We start from the raw sequence: 15,976 nt of genomic DNA, 5'->3' as shown, positions 1-15,976 counted from the left end.
TGTAGTTCTTCTTGATGACGATAACACTATGACGTTTCAGATTACTGTCCAGCCCAGCGGCCACCAGTTTGCCTGCGAAGCGGACGAAACCGTGCTGGCGGCGGCGATCCGCGCCGGCATCGGCCTGCCCTACGGCTGCAAGAATGGCGCCTGCGGTTCCTGCAAAGGCAAGGTCGTTTCCGGCACGGTCGCGCACAAGGCGCACCAGCAGCGCGCCCTGAGCGACGCAGAAAAAGCCGCCGGCTTCTCGCTGTTCTGCTGCGCCACCACGTCCGCCGACCTGGTGATCGAAGCGCGCGAAGTCGGCGGCAGCACCGATTATCCGGTGCGCAAGATGCCCTCGCGCGTGGCCAGCATCGAGAAAGTCGCGCCGGACGTGGCCATCATCACCCTGCAACTGCCGGCCAATGAAGCGCTGGCTTACCGCGCCGGGCAATACATCGAATTCATGCTGCGCGACGGCAAGCGGCGCAGCTACAGCATGGCCAGCGCCCCCAGCCTGGCCGGTCCGCTGACCTTGCACATCCGCTACATGGCCGGCGGGCTGTTCACCGAGCAAGTGTTCAACACCATGAAGGAGCGCGACATCCTGCGCTTCGAAGGCCCGTTCGGCACGTTTTACCTGCGCGAAGACTCGGACAAGCCGATCGTGCTGCTGGCCTCGGGCACCGGGTTTGCGCCGGTCAAGGCGCTGGTCGAGCACCTGATCCACCTCGGCTCCACCCGTCCGGTCAGCCTGTACTGGGGCGGACGCCGCCCGGGCGACCTGTACATGAACGCCCTGTGCGAAGAATGGGCCGCCACCCTGCCCCACTTGCGCTACGTACCGGTGGTCTCGCACGCCTTCCCGGAAGACCACTGGAGCGGGCGCACCGGCTACGTGCACGCGGCGGTGATGCACGACCTGCCGGACCTGTCCGGCTACCAGGTGTATGCCTGCGGCGCCCCGGTGGTGGTCGAGGCTGCGCGGCGCGAGTATGTCGCGCAATGCGGGCTGCCGGCCGAGGAGTTCTACGCCGACGCCTTCACCAGTGAAGCCGACCTGGCCTAGTTCGCACCCGGGAACCGCCGTGGCCGCCCCCTCGTCCTCGACCAGCAACTGTGCTTCAAGCTGTATCGACCTCGCTGAAGATGACACAGCGCTACAAGCCGCTGCTGGCCGGGCTGCACCTGAGCTATCCGCACTATCTGGTGATGGTGGTGCTGTGGAAACAGGAAGGCGCGCGCCGCTTGCTTAACCGGGGTCAGAGCTCTAATTAGAAAGATTTCAATTTAGAGCTCTGACCCCGGTTGTAGGATTATTTACGCTTGACTGCGGAGGCGTCGAATTGGTCGCTGTTTTTGCCGGTCACGCCGCTGTAGAAACGCTGGATTTCGACCATATCGACCGTGATGTCGCCCGTGGTGTGGAACATGCAGCCAATGCCGCCCGTCTTGCGCTTGAAGTCGAGGAAGGCAAGCGCGATCGGGACGTTGGCGCCGTGCGCAATGTGGTAAAAACCGGTCTTCCAGTGCGTGACCCTGCCGCGCGTGCCTTCCGGCGCAACAATCACCGCCAGCCGCTCGCGCTTGGCAAACGCGTCAATCGTGTTCTGCACCGTGTTGTTGGAGGCCGTGCGGTCGATCGGAATGCCGCCCAGCCAGCGCGATAACCACCCGATCGGCCAGGTAAACAGGCTCGACTTGGCCATCCAGTACACCCGCAAACGCAAGGCGAAACACACCATCAGCGTGATCGGGAAATCCCAGTTGCTGGTGTGCGGCGCGGCGATGAGCACGTACCGGGAATAGCCGGCAATCTGCTCCGGCGTCAGCCCATCGGTACGCCACCCCATCAGCCGCAGCGTCAGGAGCGAGAATCCTCTCATCAAGGTGTTGACGACAGGTGTTTCAAATATGGTGTTCTGCATAAAACGATAACGGCAAGGAAGCGGCACAGCCAGCAGGGTCGGGAAACATCGGGCACAATGCCATGCTGATTCCAGAAAGAATCATTTTACCCTACCCGCGTAGCCAGTCCCGAAAGTTCCTATGCCTGTGATGCCGCCGTCCAACGGTTTCAGTGTTTTGCGCCACCGAAATTTCTCGTTTTACCTGGCCGCGCGCGTGCTGGGGACCCTGGCGGTGCAGATGCAGAGCGTGGCGATCGGCTGGCAGGTATATCAAATGACGGGCAGCCTGTTCGACCTGGGCCTGATCGGCCTGGCCCAGTTCGCACCTTTCCTGGTGCTGATCCTGCTGGCCGGCCATACGGCCGACCGCTATGACCGGCGCCGCATCATTATCCTGTGCCTGCTCACGCAGTTGCTGTGCGGCTTGATGTTGCTGGCCTTTACGGCGAGCGGGGTGGCGGTGGTGTGGCCGGTGTTTGCCATCCTGGTGCTGTTCGGCAGCGCGCGCGCATTCATGATGCCGGCCACCCAGGCGGTGCTGCGTAATATGGTGCCGGATGAACATTTCAGCCAGGCGGTGGCCCTGAGTTCGTCGGCGTTTCACGTGGCCGTGATCGCCGGTCCGGTGCTCGGCGGCTTGCTGTACATCACGGGGCCGGCCACGGTGTATCTGGCGGCCGCGACGCTGCTGGTGTTGTCGGTGATCCTGATGTCGATGACCCACAGCGCGCCCCAGGTCGTCAACAAGGAGCCCGCTACGTGGCACACGGTGCTGGAAGGCCTGCGCTTCGTGTGGTCGCGCCCGATCATGCTGGGGGCCATTTCGCTCGATCTGTTCGCGGTGCTGTTCGGCGGCGCCACGGCGCTGCTGCCGGCCTATGCGCACGATGTGCTGCAGGTCGATGCGGTGGGACTGGGCTTGCTGCGCACCGCGCCGGGCGTCGGCGCCGCGCTGTGTTCGGTGGCACTGGCGTTTTATCCGATCCGCCGCCGGGTCGGCACGTGGATGTTCGGCGGCGTGGCCGTGTTCGGCGTGGCGACCCTGGTGCTGGGCTGGAGCGCGAGTTTCCCGGTCGCCCTGGGTGCCCTGTTCCTGCTCGGCGCCGGCGACATGGTGAGCGTGTACGTGCGCCATCTGCTGGTGCAGTTCGAGACGCCGGATGAAATCCGCGGCCGCGTGAGCGCGGTCAATGCGGTGTTCATCGGCGCCTCCAACGAACTCGGCGAATTCGAGTCGGGCCTGACCGCCGGCTGGTTCGGGCTGACGCGCGCGATCCTGTTCGGCGGCGCCGCCACGCTGGCGGTCACGGCGATCTGGATCTTCAAGTTCCCGGTCCTGTCACGCATGGACCGTTTCCCTCATCACGAGAAGGAAGAGACGGCGCTGCGCGACGGCAAGGCCGGCGCGTGAGCGCGCTGGCCGCCCATCTGCGGGCCTTCGCTGCGCGTGCGCCGGTGGAAGCCGACGCGCCCTTCCTGGCGCGCCTGTACGCGTCCACACGCCAGGATTTGCTCGGCACAGGCAGCGCCGACCCGGCCCTGGCGGCGTCGCTGATCGCGATGCAGCAGCGCTTGCAGGCGGCCGATTACCGCGCGCGCTTTCCGGATGCCGAGTATCTGGTCTTGCACCAGGCTGGCGAGCCGGTGGCGCGCATCGTCGTCGACCATGGCCGCGCGGCGCTGCGCCTGGTCGATATCGTCCTGCTGCCGCGGGCACGCGGGCGCGGCACCGGCCGCGCGCTGCTGGGCGCGCTGCAGCGCTTTGCGGCCGACCATGACCTCCCGCTGACCTTGTCGGTCCACCACGCCAACCCGCGCGCGCGCCGCCTGTACCTGGGACTGGGCTTCCGGATCGAGCGCGCCGACACCCACGCCGACGCCCTGCGCTGGCAGGCGGCATGACCCGATTTCATTTGCGCTGAGCAATATCAAACAAAGGTGTAAGATAGGCCGTGTGCTTAACGATGTGCCAACCCTGGCGCGGCGCAGCAATGCGCCCAGGCAGCACATGCAAGTCAACAAGGGTTGTGCCAGTACCTTTATGAACAGCCGGGAGTGAGCTTATGCAAATCAACATCAATACCGATAAAACGATCGAACGTCATCAAGGCCTCGACGATCATGTCCAATCCGTGGTCACCGCTGCCGTTTCGCGTTTTAGCGAACACATTACCCGTGTTGAAGTCCACCTCAGCGACGAGAACAGCCAGAAATCCTCCGACGGCGGCAACCGCTGCCTGCTCGAAGCGCGCGTGACCGGCTACCAGCCGATCGCCGTGAGCGACCACTCGGTGCATCTGCACCAGGCCATCACCGGCGCAGCGGACAAACTCAAGCGCGCTATCGAAAGCGCCCTGGGCCGCCTGCACGACAAGCAGCTGCACGCAACGCCGAAACTGGTGCCCGAGCCGGACGAAGTCAGCGAGTAACTACGAAGTAACACGGCCAGGGCCAGCGCCCTGCCCCCGCGGCAGGCTGGCCCGAGGCAACGCCAGCAAGACAGCCAGCCTGTCTTGCTGGCGCAGGATCAAAACATCGATGCCGACTGTGCCAATGCGCGCAAGTAGCGCAATCCGGCCAGCGAGCGGCTGCCGTACCACGACATCATTTCACCATCGATCACATGCACCGGCTTGCCGATCTGTTTTTCCAGCGCGTCCGCGTGGACGTCCGTGAAGCGGTAGGGTTCGGTCGACAGCAGCACGCCGTCGATGCGCGCCACCAGTTCATCGGACCAGGTGACCAGCGGGTAGCGCGTCGCATAGCGCGCGGCGCTACCCGACGGGTCGTCCAGTTGCGGCACGCTCCAGCCGATCTCGGCCATCATGCGGGCGATGTAGGTGTCCGCCGAGACGCTCATCCACGGATCTTTCCAGATGCAATACAGCAGCGTCGCCGGCCGGCCCTTGGGCAGCGCCCGCAGCGCCGCGTATTCTTCCTCGAAGGCGGCGCACCAGGCGGCGGCCTTGTCATCGGCGCAAAAAATCCCGCCCATCAGGCGCGCCAGCGCCAGGTTGTCGCGCGGCGCCAGCGGGTGCGTGACGACGATATTGGGCACGCATTGCGCCAGCGCCTCGACGGTCGGTTTTTCATTCTCGTCGATGTTGACTACCAGATGGGTGGGCGCGAGCTTGCGGATTTTTTCCAGGTTGACATCCTTGGTGCCGCCGATCTTGGCAATGGCGGCGACCTGGTCGGCCGGATGGATGCAAAAGCCGGTGCGCCCGACCAGCTGCCCGGCCAGGCCGAGCTCGCACAGCAATTCGGTAATCGAGGGCACCAGCGACACGATGCGTGCCGCCGGGTCGGGCCGGTGTGGGGTGCCAAGGGCGTCGGTGAAGTGCATGTGGGGGCGGGTTCGATTCGGATGACGCTATTGGAACACTGATATGATGCGAACGCCAATGGTTATAGCGGCGCACACCTGACCGGAGAGACTATTTTGGAACAGATCGGCACCTTCGCTGCATCAAGTTACACCATCCGGGACTTGCATTTGTTCCGCGACATCGACGACGAGCAGATCGCGCGCGCGCTGGCCGAGTGCACCGTGGTGCGGCTCGCACCCGGGGCCAGGGTCGAGGATAGCAACCGTGCGCGCCTGTACATCCTGCTGCGCGGTGCGCTGGCGGTCGAGGCCGACACCCGCAACGGCATGGCCGACGGCACGGTCAGCAAGATCTTGCCGGGCGAGAGCGTGGGCGAGCAGTCGGTGCTGGATGAAGCGGCCAACCTGGCCTCGATCAGCGCGCTGGAGGAATCGGAACTGCTGCTCATCGAAGGCGAACTGATGTGGAAGCTGATCGACCAGTCGAACGGGCTGGCGCGCAACCTGCTGCGCCTGCTGTCGTTCCGCATCCGGGCCGCCAATGCGCTGCTGCGGCGGCGCCAGAAGCTGGGCGAATTCTACCGCCAGTTGTCGATGAACGATGGCTTGACCGGCATGTACAACCGCGCCTGGATGAACGACATGCTGCCCAAGCTGATCGCCACCGCGCACCGCGCCGGCACCCCGCTGGCGCTGGTGATGCTCGACCTCGATCATTTCAAGCGCTTCAACGATACCCATGGCCACCTGGCCGGCGACGACGCCCTGCGCGCGGCCGCCGACGTGATTTCGACGGCGCTGCGCCCGTCCGATTTCGCGCTGCGCTACGGTGGCGAGGAATTGATGGTGATCCTGCCCGAAACGCCGGAACCGCTGGCGCTGATGGTGGCCGAGCGCTTGTGCTCGCGCATGCGCGAGGCGCCGATTTTCCGCGACATGCGCATTCCGCTGCCGCACATCACGGCCTCGTTCGGGGTCGCCTTGCTGGAAGCGGGCATGGATGACAGCGCCCTGATCGCGGCGGCCGACGCGGCCATGTACCGCGCCAAGGAAGGCGGACGCAACCGCGTCGCGCGCTGACCTGCCGCGCCGCGCGCTCAATCCAGGCACCAGCGCGGCGCCAATCTGTGTACCATATGGGTCCGCCCCTGATGCGCTTGACGCCTGCCTCAACATGCAGCGCCGTCATTCCCGCGCAGGCGGGAATCCAATCTCTCGTGGCTCAGCGGCGGGCCTTGGATTCCCGCCTGCGCGGGAATGACGGATCGTCAGTTATCGGCATTAGGGTTCGCCCCGGAATGCGCACGGCGCCGGGCTGCCACTTATTGATCGACGTTCCATGACCACCCACACTTTTCTTTGGCACGACTACGAAACCTTCGGCGCCCAGCCGCGCCGCGACCGTCCGGCGCAGTTCGCCGCGATCCGCACCGATGCCAACCTCAATGAAATCGGCGCGCCGATCATGCTGTACTGCCAGCCGGCGCCGGATTTTCTGCCGGACCCGCAGTCCTGCCTGATCACCGGCATCACGCCGCAGCAATGCCTTGAACTGGGCGTACCCGAGCACCAGTTCGCGGCCACCATCGAGGCGGCCTTCAGCCAGGCCGGCACGATCGGGGTCGGCTACAACACGATCCGCTTCGACGATGAAATCACGCGTTTCCTGTTCTGGCGCAACCTGATCGATCCGTACGCGCGCGAGTGGCAACACAATTGCGGGCGTTGGGACTTGCTCGACGTGGTGCGCATGACGTACGCGCTGCGCCCGGAAGGCATCGAATGGCCGCTGCGCGAAGATGGCAAGCCGAGTTTCAAGCTGGAGCACCTGGCCAAGGCTAACGGCTTGCTGCACGAAACGGCGCACGATGCGCTGTCGGACGTGCGCGCGACCATCGCGCTGGCGCGCCTGATCCGCGACAAGCAGCCCAAGCTGTTCGATTTTTGCCTGGCCCTGCACAAGAAAGACAAGGTCGCGTCGGAAATGGGCATGCATCTGGCGGCGGCGCAGCGCCAGCCCTTCCTGCACGTGTCGGGCATGTTCCCGACCGAGCGCGGCTGCATCGGGCTGGTGTGGCCGCTGGCGACCCATCCGACCAACAAGAATGAAGTGCTGGTCTGGGATTGCAGCCATGATCCGGCCGAGCTGTTCGGTCTCGATGCGGAAACGATCCGCCTGCGCATGTTCACGCGCTCGGCCGATTTGCCGGAAGGCGTGACACGCTTGCCGATCAAGAGCATTCACCTGAACAAGTCGCCTATGCTGGTGGGGAACCTCAAGACCCTGAGCGCGGCAATGGCGCAAAAGTGGGGCATCGATATCGAGCAGGGACGCGCGTTCGCCGCCGTGGCGGCGGCAGGGCCGGATATGGGCGCCTTGTGGGCGCAGGTGTATCAGCGCCCGGGCGCGCAGGAAGCGGTCGATGTGGATGAGGATCTGTATAACGGGTTCATCGGCAATGGCGACCGCCGCAAACTGGAATCGCTGCGGGCCGAGACGCCCGAGAAACTGGCCAAGGCCAGGCCGTCGTTCGAGGATCAGCGCCTGGTGGAACTGGTGTTCCGCTACCGCGCGCGCAATTTCCCGGAGTTGCTCAGCGAAGCCGAAGCGCAGCAGTGGGAAGAGCACCGCGCCGCCAAGCTGTTCGACGGGCAAGGCGGGGCGAGGACGATCGAGCAGTTGTTTGCCGAGATCGATGCGCTATCGGAAGATGCCGACGAGCGCGCGGAGGAGATTTTGGGGACCTTGTACGATTATGCCGAGGCGATTGCGCCGAGCCGATATTAAGCGCGTCGTTCCGGCCACAAGCCGGTCGTACCGGCCGCGAGCCCGTCGTACCGGCCACTAGCTCGTCGTTCCCGCGCAGGCGGGAACGCATGCGTTCCCGCCGAGTGCCGCCTTGGCGCGGGAAGTCGTTTCTGGCAATGCCAGGAACGACGTGTTAGCGATACAAATTAATCGCGTCGCGCGTCTCCAGCGCCACCCTGCGCGCCGCTGCCGCAAAATCCTCACTCCCCTGCGGCACCGCATACAAAATCGCGCGCGAGGAATTGATCATCATGCCGGCGCCGCTGGCCGTGCGTCCGGATTTCACGGTCGCTTCCACATCCCCGCCCTGCGCGCCGACACCCGGCACCAGCAGCGGCATCTCGCCCACGATCGCGCGCACCTGCGCCAGCTCCTCCGGAAACGTCGCGCCCACCACCAGCGCGCACTGCCCGTTCTTGTTCCATTTCTCGGCCACCAAGCGCGCCACGTGCTGGTATAAAGGCTTGCCATCGGCCATCAGGAACTGCAAATCCGATCCGCCCGGATTCGAGGTGCGGCACAGCACGATGGCGCCGCGGTCGCTCCACTCCATGTACGGCTCGACCGAGTCGAAGCCCATGTACGGATTGACCGTCACCGCGTCGGCCCCGTAGCGGTCGAACGCTTCGCGCGCGTACTGGCGCGCGGTGGCGCCGATGTCGCCGCGCTTGGCGTCGAGAATCAGCGGAATATGCGGATAATGCTGGCGCGCATACGCGCAAATGCGTTCGAGCTGGCCTTCGGCGCCGAGCGCGGCGAAGTAGGCGATCTGCGGCTTGAACGAACACGCCAGGTCGGCCGTGGCATCGATGATCACCTTGCAGAACAGGAAAATCGCATCGGGCTCGCCAGCCAGCTGCGCCGGAAAACGGGCCAGGTCGGGGTCGAGGCCCACGCACAGCAGGGAGTGGTTGGTGGTCCAGGCGGCGGACAGCTTGTTGATAAAGTTCACAGGACAGCCTCGTAGTCGGTTACAAACCCGTCATTGTAGCGCGTCCCCCGCCCCTCCCCGCCGCCCACCACGCACGTTTGAAAAGTCATCGTGTTGGCATTTAGGGTATATTTTTGACCATTCGACAACTTGCTACGGACGGAAATACCATGACAAACACTGCATTCGCACGCTGCGCCCGGGTGCTGCTGACCCTGGCACTCACAGGCACGCTCCTGTCCGGCTGCGGCTACAACGATTTCCAGACCAAGGATGAGGCCAGCAAAGCCGCCTGGGGCGAAGTGGTCAACCAGTACCAGCGCCGCGCCGATCTGATTCCGAATCTGGTCAACACGGTCAAGGGGTACGCCACCCACGAAAAGGAAACGCTGGAATCGGTCACGCGCGCACGCGCCGCCGCCACCAGTTTCCAGATCACGCCCGAGGTCCTGAATAATCCGGAAGCGTTCAAGAAATTCCAGCAGGTGCAGGGCGAACTGTCCGGCGCCTTGTCGCGCCTGATGGTGGTGGCCGAGAAATATCCGGACCTGAAGGCCGATGCCAGCTTCCGCGACCTGCAATCGCAGCTCGAAGGCACCGAGAACCGCATCACGGTCGCACGCCAGCGCTACATCGTCACTGTGCAGGAATACAACGTACAGGTGCGCAAGTTCCCGACCAACCTGACCGCGATGATGTTCGGCTATCAGACCAAACCGTCGTTCACCGTCGAGAACGAAAAGGCGATTTCGACCGCCCCGACCGTCAATTTTGGCAAGTAAGCACATGCGCTGGCTGCCATGTTTATGGATGCTGGTCCTGGCGCTCGGCCTGGGCGGCACGGCGCACGCGCAGTTGGTGCCGGTGCCGGCCCTGAGCCGCCATGTCACCGACCAGGCCGGCATGCTGAGCGAGGAACAGCGCGCCAAGCTGGAAACCGTGCTCACCGACTATGAAAGCAAGACCGGTAGCCAGATCGCGGTCTTGCTGGTCAAGAGCACGGCGCCGGAACAGATCGAGCAATACAGCATCCGCGTCAGCGATGCCTGGAAACTGGGGCGCAAGGGCGTCGATGACGGCGTGCTGCTGCTGGTGGCGCCCGATAATCCGCCGGCCCTGCGGCGCCTGCGCATCGAAGCCGGACGCGGGGTGCAAGGCGTGCTGACCGATGCCCAATCGAAACGCATCCTGCAAGACGTGATCGCGCCGCATTTCCAGCAAAAACAGTTTTATGATGGCCTGGTGGCCGGCGTGGGCGCGATCGCGACCTTGCTGAACGCGGAAAAATTTCCTGCGCCGCCACAGCAGCAACAAGCCGGTGAATTGGAAGAGAACAATATCCTGGTCCCGCTCGTCCTGTTTGGCGCATTTCTCGTGTTCTCCCTGTTCCGTCCGCGCCGTGGGCGTCTTGGCCGGGGCGGCTGGAGCAGCGGCGCCACCGGCTTCATCATCGGCAGCATGCTCGGCGGCGGCGGCGGTGGCGGTGGCGGTGGTTCTTCCGGCGGCGGGTTTTCCGGCGGCGGCGGCAGTTTTGACGGCGGCGGCGCCTCGGGAGATTGGTAATGAGTCAGTCCGCCACACCATCGATGGGCGCACGCATCGCACGCATCTGGCGCCACTGGCGCAGCACGGCAGCCAAAGGCCGGCGCGCGTTTCCGCCGGAAACGCTGGACGCGATCGGCAAGGCCATCACGGTCGGCGAGCAAACCCACCGCAGCGAGCTGCGCCTGATCGTCGAACACGGCATGCCGTTCGATGCCTTGTGGGCCGGCATGGGGATGCGCGAACGCGCCATTGCCCTGTTCGCGGAATACGGCATCTGGGATACGGAAGACAATTGCGGCGTGCTGATCTATGTGAACCTGGCCGAACGCAAGGTCGAGATCGTGACCGACCGGAATGTCGGACGCAAGATCGACAATATCGTCTGGAACCGCTTGTGCGCGGCCATGACGCAGGGATTCGCGCGCGGACAATTCCACGGCGCCACTCTCGCTGCCTTGGAACAAGTCAACACCTTGCTCGGACAGCACTTTCCGGCCCAGGGTGCGCGCGCCAATGAGTTGCCGGACGGCCCCATCATGCTTTGATGCAGCGCAAAAATATCAACGCCGGGCGCGCTGTGTGGTTAAAATTCGCTATTCCCGCACCATACTGAAAGCAATACATGAGACTTGAGCAAAAAGTAGCGATCGTCACCGGCGCCACGCAAGGCATTGGCCTGGCCTGCGCCCAGCGTCTGGTGAAAGAAGGCGCGCGCGTGATGCTGGTCGATATCAAGGCTGATGGCGTCGCCGCGGCCGACGCGCTCGGCGAGAATGCGCGTTTCTTCGCTGCCGATGTCAGCCAGAAAGCCGATGTCGATGCCATGATCGCCGCTACCGTGGCCGCCTTCGGCCGCATCGATGTGCTGGTCAACAATGCCGGTGTGACGCACGCCGCCGATTTCCTCGACTTGACCGAGGACGATTTCGACCGCGTGATGCGCATCAACCTGAAGTCGATGTTCCTGTGCGGCCAGGCTGCGGCGCGCCACATGGTGAGCCAGCAGCAAGGCTGCATCATCAATATGTCGAGCGTCAATGCCGAAGTGGCGATCGCCAACCAGGTGCCCTATGTGGTGTCCAAGGGCGGCATCAACCAGCTGACCAAGGTGATGGCGCTGAACCTGGCCGGCTACGGCATCCGCGTAAACGGCATCGGCCCGGGCACCATCCTGACCGAGCTGGCCAAGAAAGCCGTGCTGGGTAGCCCGGAAGCGCGCAAGACGATCCTGTCGCGCACGCCGCTGGGACGCTGCGGCGAACCGGACGAAATCGCCTCCGTGGTGGTGTTCCTGGCCAGCGACGACGCCTCCTACATGACCGGCCAGACCATGTATGTCGACGGTGGCCGCCTCGCCCTCAACTACACGGTGCCGGTGAAGGAATGAGCCAAACCAAACAGACGCTGCCGGGGTCGGTCAACATGCTGGCGCTGGAAAACCAGTTTTGCTTCGCGCTGTATTCGGCCTCGCATGCGATGACAAAGACCTACAAGCCGATGCTCGACCGGCTTGGCCTGACCTACCCGCAATACCTGGTGATGCTGGTGCTGTGGGAACAGGACGCGATCCTCGTCAAGGATATCGGCGCGCGCCTGTTTCTCGATTCCGGCACGCTCACGCCGCTGCTCAAGCGGCTGGAAGGCAACGGACTGCTCTCGCGCAACCGCGACCCGCACGACGAGCGCCAGGTGCGCATCGTGCTCACGGAGCAAGGCCGGGCGCTGCGCGCCCAGGCCGAGGCGATTCCCGAGCAGGTACTGTGCGCCAGCGGACAGGAACTGGCCGCGCTGGGACGCATGCGCAGCGAACTGTCGAGCGTGCGCGACGACCTGTTCAAGGCCATGGACGAGCACGACTGAGTCTGGCGGCGGGGCAGGCCCCGCTGTTCGTCGAAAAAATAGCGATAAATAGGTTGCTAACAATTGAATTGCTCGCTATAGTTCATGCATCGGCACAGCGTTGCCGCCCCAACCCAAGCAAGGAGTTACCATGCAAGTTCTTTACACAGCACACGCAACAGCAACCGGTGGTCGCGATGGCCGCGCCGTTTCCGATGACAGCGTCCTGGACGTCAAACTGTCGACCCCGAAATCGCTGGGCGGCGCGGGCGGCGCCGGCACCAATCCCGAACAACTGTTCGCGGCGGGCTATGCGGCATGTTTCCTGTCGGCCCTGAAATTGGTCAGCGGCGCGCTCAAGACCCCGGTGCCTGCCGACACCAGTATCGACGCATCGGTCGGCGTGGGTCCGAACGACAAGGGCGGTTTCGGCCTGACCGTCAAGCTGGTCGTGAAAACCCCGGGCATGGACCAGGCAACGGCCCAGGCGGCGGTGAACAAGGCGCATGAAGTCTGCCCGTACTCGAACGCCACGCGAGGCAACATCGAGGTCGCGCTGAGCGTGGCAGTTTAAATGTCACGGTAGAGATATAAGTCAGGCGCATGTCTGGTATCAAAAATGTCAATTAGACATATAAGTGACGACCCCGCATAATTGCACCTGTCTCCACTATCTTCCTCCAAGAAAATAGTTTAAGCCCGCTTTCATCAGCGGGCTTTTTTTTGCCTACACGAAACGCGGCGGTGTGCGCCCTTGCGCCTGCGCCGTGCAGCCTGCCTGGTTTTTTCCTTTATTTATCGCGCCAGCGCAATTGTTGCGCATTGTCATAGCTGGGTCACATTGCCTGCCTATACTTGCTTCATCTGCTGTACACGCACCCGATATGCGTGACTGGCAGCCAGGTGTGCCGACCCAGAGGGCGGCACACCACTCCGAATGGACGAACTCTTGGCCCGATCTTGGGTTTAGCCCGCTCCCACAAGCGGGCTTTTTTTTGCGCAACACTTTTTCCTGTTCGTTTGACTAGGGTTGACAAAAAGATGATACAAAAGCTTGAAGCTGCGCTCTATTCAACTATGATGAAGGTCCTCGAGCTTTTTTCATAACCATTGGCCAGCCAAGCGGAGCGATAAGAATGAGTGAATATGTCCTTGATGCATTATCAGAAGAACTTTCTCAACAGGCACACGCCAGCCGCCGCCAGCGCCACAGCACCGACGATACGCTCGTCCTAAGTGAACTTCGTTCCAGCGCCGTCGTCGACCATCTCGACGACGACGATGCCCCGGTCGAACTGATCACCTTTGGCACGCTCCGGGAAACCTGTCCTAATTGCGGCCATGCGCACCTCAAGCTGGTCTTGCGCCAGCGCGCCGTGCGCGTTGCCCATCTGTTCTGCGCCGAGTGCCAGGGCTGTTTCGATGCGCGCTATAGCAATGGCGCGCCGGCGCTGACGATCTGATCTGGCGCCCACGCAGGCAACGTGCAGGCCGTGCAAGTCCGACGGCCGGCATGGTAAGGTGATGGTTTTTCCCACGCACCCTGCCATGCCCGCCCTGATTTCCCTCCTTGTCCTTGACGAACGCTTGCGCAAATTGCGCTACGGCACCGCATTGGCGATGTACGCCGCCATTCTCATCATGGGTTCCGTACCGGGCGCGCGTGCCGAGATCGGCACCGTGGCGTCAGGCATTATCCTGCACACGATCGCCTATGGTGCCATCACCTTTCTATTGTTCACCGGCAGCTTGGGCAGTGCGCGGGAACGCGCGATCAAGTCGGTCCTGACCGTGATGGCCATGGGTGCGTTGGACGAGCTGGTGCAGAGTTTCCTGCCGTACCGCTCAGGCGCGGTCGGCGACTGGATGGTCGACTGCAACGCCGCACTGATCACGGCTGGCCTGCTCTGGGCCTTCCTGCCGCAAACGGCGCGCTCCCGTTAAACGCGGCGCAGCGTCCGCCGCGTCCGCATACTGCCCGGCACTCGCCTCGCGCACGAGGCGACGCACGGCTTGCCCGGACTGATGATGTTCACGCAGGCTGATGGCGGTCGTTTCCATCGAAGCGACCAGGTCGACAATGAGGCTGGAGAGTGACGAAGCAGGCATGGCGGGCTCTCAAAAAATAGCATGAAGAAATTATGGCCCGCCCAACCCGGCGGGCTTTTGCGTTGCGTCAATCTCTTATTGCGCATGTCTTGCGTTCAGCCCTTCCCCCTGTGCGAAAAGCAAGCTTATCTGATCACTGTTTGATCTGGGTCAAACTGTAGAGAATGCATGGGAACGCCGCCAGAATTTCCCGCTCTTACCGAAGTGGCACGCGGCATTGTCACGCACCAACGGAAAACACCCAACCAAAGGAGTTGATCATGAAGCGTATCGAACAAAGCGTGCTGTTGGCGGGCTTGCTGGCTCTTGAACTGGCGGCCTGCAGTTCCACCGGCATGAACGGCGACACAGCCAGTGGCACAAGCGGCACAAGTGGCGACACATCCACCAGTACGCCATCGAGCGGGAGCACGACGGACAGCGGCGGAACGACGGGGACCGGTTCCGGCACTGCGGCGACGGGCAGCGGCGGCATCGCCGGAAGCAGCGGCGGCACCGCAGGGACGGGCAGCAGCGGGTCGACGGGCACGAGCGGAACGACCGGGAGCGGCGGCAGCGCCGCAGGGGCGGGTGGCAGCGGATCGATGGGGACCAGCGGAACGACAGGGAGCGGCGGCGCCGCTTCAGGCAGCGGCAGCGGCAGCGGCCAAGCTACTGGCGGCACGAGCACCAGTGGGGGTAGTGGAAGCATGGCAGGCACAGGAACCGGCAGCGCCACGGCAGGGATGGGAAGCTCCGGTGCGACAAGCAGCGGCACGCAGTCAGGAAGTGGGAGCATGGCAAGCGGAGCCAGCGCGCCAGCCGGCCCGCCCAACAGCACCGTGAGCAAAATCGAAGTGGTGCCGCGTCAAGGCAGCGGGGCGACCGGAGCGGGAGGGTCCGTGGGCGGCACCGGCAGCGCTGGCAGTACGGGCACCAGCGGCAGCACCATGACTGGCGACCGCGTCTACCGCATCACACTCAAGATGGACGACGGCGCTACCCAGGTCATCACACAGGAATGGGCGCCGTCCTTCGTGACAGGTGACCGCGTCCGTATGTCAGGCGGCGCAATCGAGCGCTAGCGCCGCGCCGACAAGCGACGTTGAAGGGCCAGGCGATAACGCCTGGCATCGGCACGCCCAGTTCCTGTGCCGAATGGCGTACCAGCGCAGTCGCAAGGGAGTGGTCGATCAGAACCGCCGTTGCCGCGCGTCCTTGCGTCCTTGTGTCCTTGCGTCCTTGCGTCCTGCCGGTGCCTGGAACTGCGGCGCTGCCATTTCTGCTGTGGGACGAAATAGCTTCCCGTTCAATGACAACCTGCCCCGCGTTGCACCTCCCCTAATGACAGCGTGTCCGCGTCTGCACCTTCTCTAATAACAGCGTGTCCGCGTTTTACCTTCTCTTATGACAGATGTCCGCGCTGCACCTCCCTTAATGAGAGCGTCTCCGCGTTTGCACCTTCCCTAAAAACAGCGTGTCCGCGTTTCACCTTCTCCGATCACAGGTGTCCGCGTGGCACCTTCTCTAAGGACAGCGTGCCC

Annotated in this window: 20 protein-coding genes; 16 read left to right on the top strand and 4 right to left on the bottom strand. The window is 63.6% G+C overall.

Annotation, left to right across the window (positions count from 1 at the left end; translation table 11 throughout):
- The first annotated feature begins 28 nt into the window (after positions 1-28).
- Complete coding sequence (locus F2P44_RS28565) at positions 29-1,051, top strand: CDP-6-deoxy-delta-3,4-glucoseen reductase (RefSeq protein ID WP_167092244.1); 1,023 nt, start codon at positions 29-31, stop codon at positions 1,049-1,051.
- 50 nt (positions 1,052-1,101) lie between these two features.
- On the top strand, positions 1,102-1,260 hold the full coding sequence (locus tag F2P44_RS28560; RefSeq protein ID WP_187363460.1) for a hypothetical protein: 159 nt from the start codon (positions 1,102-1,104) through the stop codon (positions 1,258-1,260).
- Positions 1,261-1,298: 38 nt separating this feature from the next.
- Here the strand turns inward: F2P44_RS28560 and F2P44_RS28555 are convergent, their stop codons facing one another.
- A complete protein-coding gene (locus tag F2P44_RS28555) occupies positions 1,299-1,910 on the bottom strand; it encodes a lysophospholipid acyltransferase family protein (RefSeq protein ID WP_167092241.1) in 612 nt (203 codons plus the stop codon).
- Positions 1,911-2,031: 121 nt separating this feature from the next.
- Between F2P44_RS28555 and F2P44_RS28550 the strand changes: the two genes are divergently transcribed.
- The 3 genes from F2P44_RS28550 to F2P44_RS28540 all read left to right on the top strand — a co-directional run bounded on the left by F2P44_RS28550 (position 2,032) and on the right by F2P44_RS28540 (position 4,321).
- Entirely contained in the window at positions 2,032-3,303 is a 1,272-nt protein-coding gene (locus F2P44_RS28550) for an MFS transporter (protein WP_167092239.1), read from the top strand.
- Positions 3,300-3,794, top strand: a complete 495-nt coding sequence (locus tag F2P44_RS28545; RefSeq protein ID WP_167092235.1) for a GNAT family N-acetyltransferase — start codon at positions 3,300-3,302, stop codon at positions 3,792-3,794. The genes F2P44_RS28550 and F2P44_RS28545 overlap by 4 nt, the downstream gene beginning before the upstream one ends.
- Before the next feature lie 161 nt (positions 3,795-3,955).
- On the top strand, positions 3,956-4,321 hold the full coding sequence (locus F2P44_RS28540; protein WP_167092232.1) for an HPF/RaiA family ribosome-associated protein: 366 nt from the start codon (positions 3,956-3,958) through the stop codon (positions 4,319-4,321).
- A gap of 98 nt (positions 4,322-4,419) precedes the next feature.
- Here F2P44_RS28540 and F2P44_RS28535 read toward each other — a convergent pair whose 3' ends face one another.
- Positions 4,420-5,238, bottom strand: coding sequence for a helical backbone metal receptor (locus F2P44_RS28535; RefSeq protein ID WP_167092229.1), 819 nt, complete (start codon positions 5,236-5,238; stop codon positions 4,420-4,422).
- 96 nt (positions 5,239-5,334) lie between these two features.
- On the opposite strand from F2P44_RS28535, the gene F2P44_RS28530 reads away from it, so the two are divergent.
- Positions 5,335-6,300: a diguanylate cyclase gene (locus F2P44_RS28530; protein WP_167092226.1), complete on the top strand. Its 966-nt coding sequence runs from the start codon at positions 5,335-5,337 to the stop codon at positions 6,298-6,300.
- Between the two features lie 259 nt (positions 6,301-6,559).
- The gene (gene sbcB, locus F2P44_RS28525) at positions 6,560-8,008 is read left to right on the top strand and encodes an exodeoxyribonuclease I (protein WP_167092223.1); all 1,449 of its coding nucleotides are present in this window, start codon (positions 6,560-6,562) and stop codon (positions 8,006-8,008) included.
- Between the two features lie 154 nt (positions 8,009-8,162).
- Here sbcB and pyrF read toward each other — a convergent pair whose 3' ends face one another.
- On the bottom strand, positions 8,163-8,981 hold the full coding sequence (gene pyrF / locus F2P44_RS28520) for an orotidine-5'-phosphate decarboxylase (protein ID WP_167092220.1): 819 nt from the start codon (positions 8,979-8,981) through the stop codon (positions 8,163-8,165).
- 149 nt (positions 8,982-9,130) lie between these two features.
- On the opposite strand from pyrF, the gene F2P44_RS28515 reads away from it, so the two are divergent.
- The 8 genes from F2P44_RS28515 (at position 9,131) to F2P44_RS28480 (ending at position 14,288) form a co-directional block, all read left to right on the top strand.
- Positions 9,131-9,742, top strand: a complete 612-nt coding sequence (locus tag F2P44_RS28515; RefSeq protein WP_167092217.1) for a LemA family protein — start codon at positions 9,131-9,133, stop codon at positions 9,740-9,742.
- Between the two features lie 4 nt (positions 9,743-9,746).
- On the top strand, positions 9,747-10,523 hold the full coding sequence (locus F2P44_RS28510) for a TPM domain-containing protein (protein WP_167092214.1): 777 nt from the start codon (positions 9,747-9,749) through the stop codon (positions 10,521-10,523).
- Positions 10,523-11,050: a TPM domain-containing protein gene (locus tag F2P44_RS28505; protein ID WP_229423803.1), complete on the top strand. Its 528-nt coding sequence runs from the start codon at positions 10,523-10,525 to the stop codon at positions 11,048-11,050. Before F2P44_RS28510 ends, F2P44_RS28505 begins: the two co-directional genes overlap by 1 nt.
- Positions 11,051-11,127: 77 nt before the next feature.
- Entirely contained in the window at positions 11,128-11,892 is a 765-nt protein-coding gene (locus tag F2P44_RS28500; protein ID WP_167092212.1) for an SDR family NAD(P)-dependent oxidoreductase, read from the top strand.
- Positions 11,889-12,365 carry a MarR family winged helix-turn-helix transcriptional regulator gene (locus F2P44_RS28495; RefSeq protein WP_167092209.1) on the top strand — a complete coding sequence of 159 codons (477 nt, stop codon included), beginning with the start codon at positions 11,889-11,891 and terminating at the stop codon, positions 12,363-12,365. Before F2P44_RS28500 ends, F2P44_RS28495 begins: the two co-directional genes overlap by 4 nt.
- 130 nt (positions 12,366-12,495) lie before the next feature.
- Entirely contained in the window at positions 12,496-12,918 is a 423-nt protein-coding gene (locus tag F2P44_RS28490) for an organic hydroperoxide resistance protein (protein WP_167092206.1), read from the top strand.
- 562 nt (positions 12,919-13,480) lie between these two features.
- The gene (locus F2P44_RS28485) at positions 13,481-13,807 is read left to right on the top strand and encodes a hypothetical protein (RefSeq protein WP_167092203.1); all 327 of its coding nucleotides are present in this window, start codon (positions 13,481-13,483) and stop codon (positions 13,805-13,807) included.
- An 85-nt stretch (positions 13,808-13,892) separates the two neighbouring features.
- Positions 13,893-14,288 carry a VanZ family protein gene (locus F2P44_RS28480; RefSeq protein ID WP_167092200.1) on the top strand — a complete coding sequence of 132 codons (396 nt, stop codon included), beginning with the start codon at positions 13,893-13,895 and terminating at the stop codon, positions 14,286-14,288.
- Positions 14,289-14,673: 385 nt separating this feature from the next.
- Here F2P44_RS28480 and F2P44_RS28475 read toward each other — a convergent pair whose 3' ends face one another.
- The gene (locus F2P44_RS28475) at positions 14,674-15,231 is read right to left on the bottom strand and encodes a hypothetical protein (RefSeq protein ID WP_167092197.1); all 558 of its coding nucleotides are present in this window, start codon (positions 15,229-15,231) and stop codon (positions 14,674-14,676) included.
- On the opposite strand from F2P44_RS28475, the gene F2P44_RS28470 reads away from it, so the two are divergent.
- Positions 15,230-15,517: a hypothetical protein gene (locus F2P44_RS28470; protein ID WP_167092194.1), complete on the top strand. Its 288-nt coding sequence runs from the start codon at positions 15,230-15,232 to the stop codon at positions 15,515-15,517. The genes F2P44_RS28475 and F2P44_RS28470 overlap by 2 nt on opposite strands.
- The last annotated feature ends 459 nt before the right edge of the window (positions 15,518-15,976 follow it).

Source organism: Massilia frigida (assembly GCF_011682175.1).
Taxonomy (GTDB): domain Bacteria; phylum Pseudomonadota; class Gammaproteobacteria; order Burkholderiales; family Burkholderiaceae_D; genus Telluria_A; species Telluria_A frigida.
This window is presented reverse-complemented; position numbering and strand designations above follow the sequence as displayed.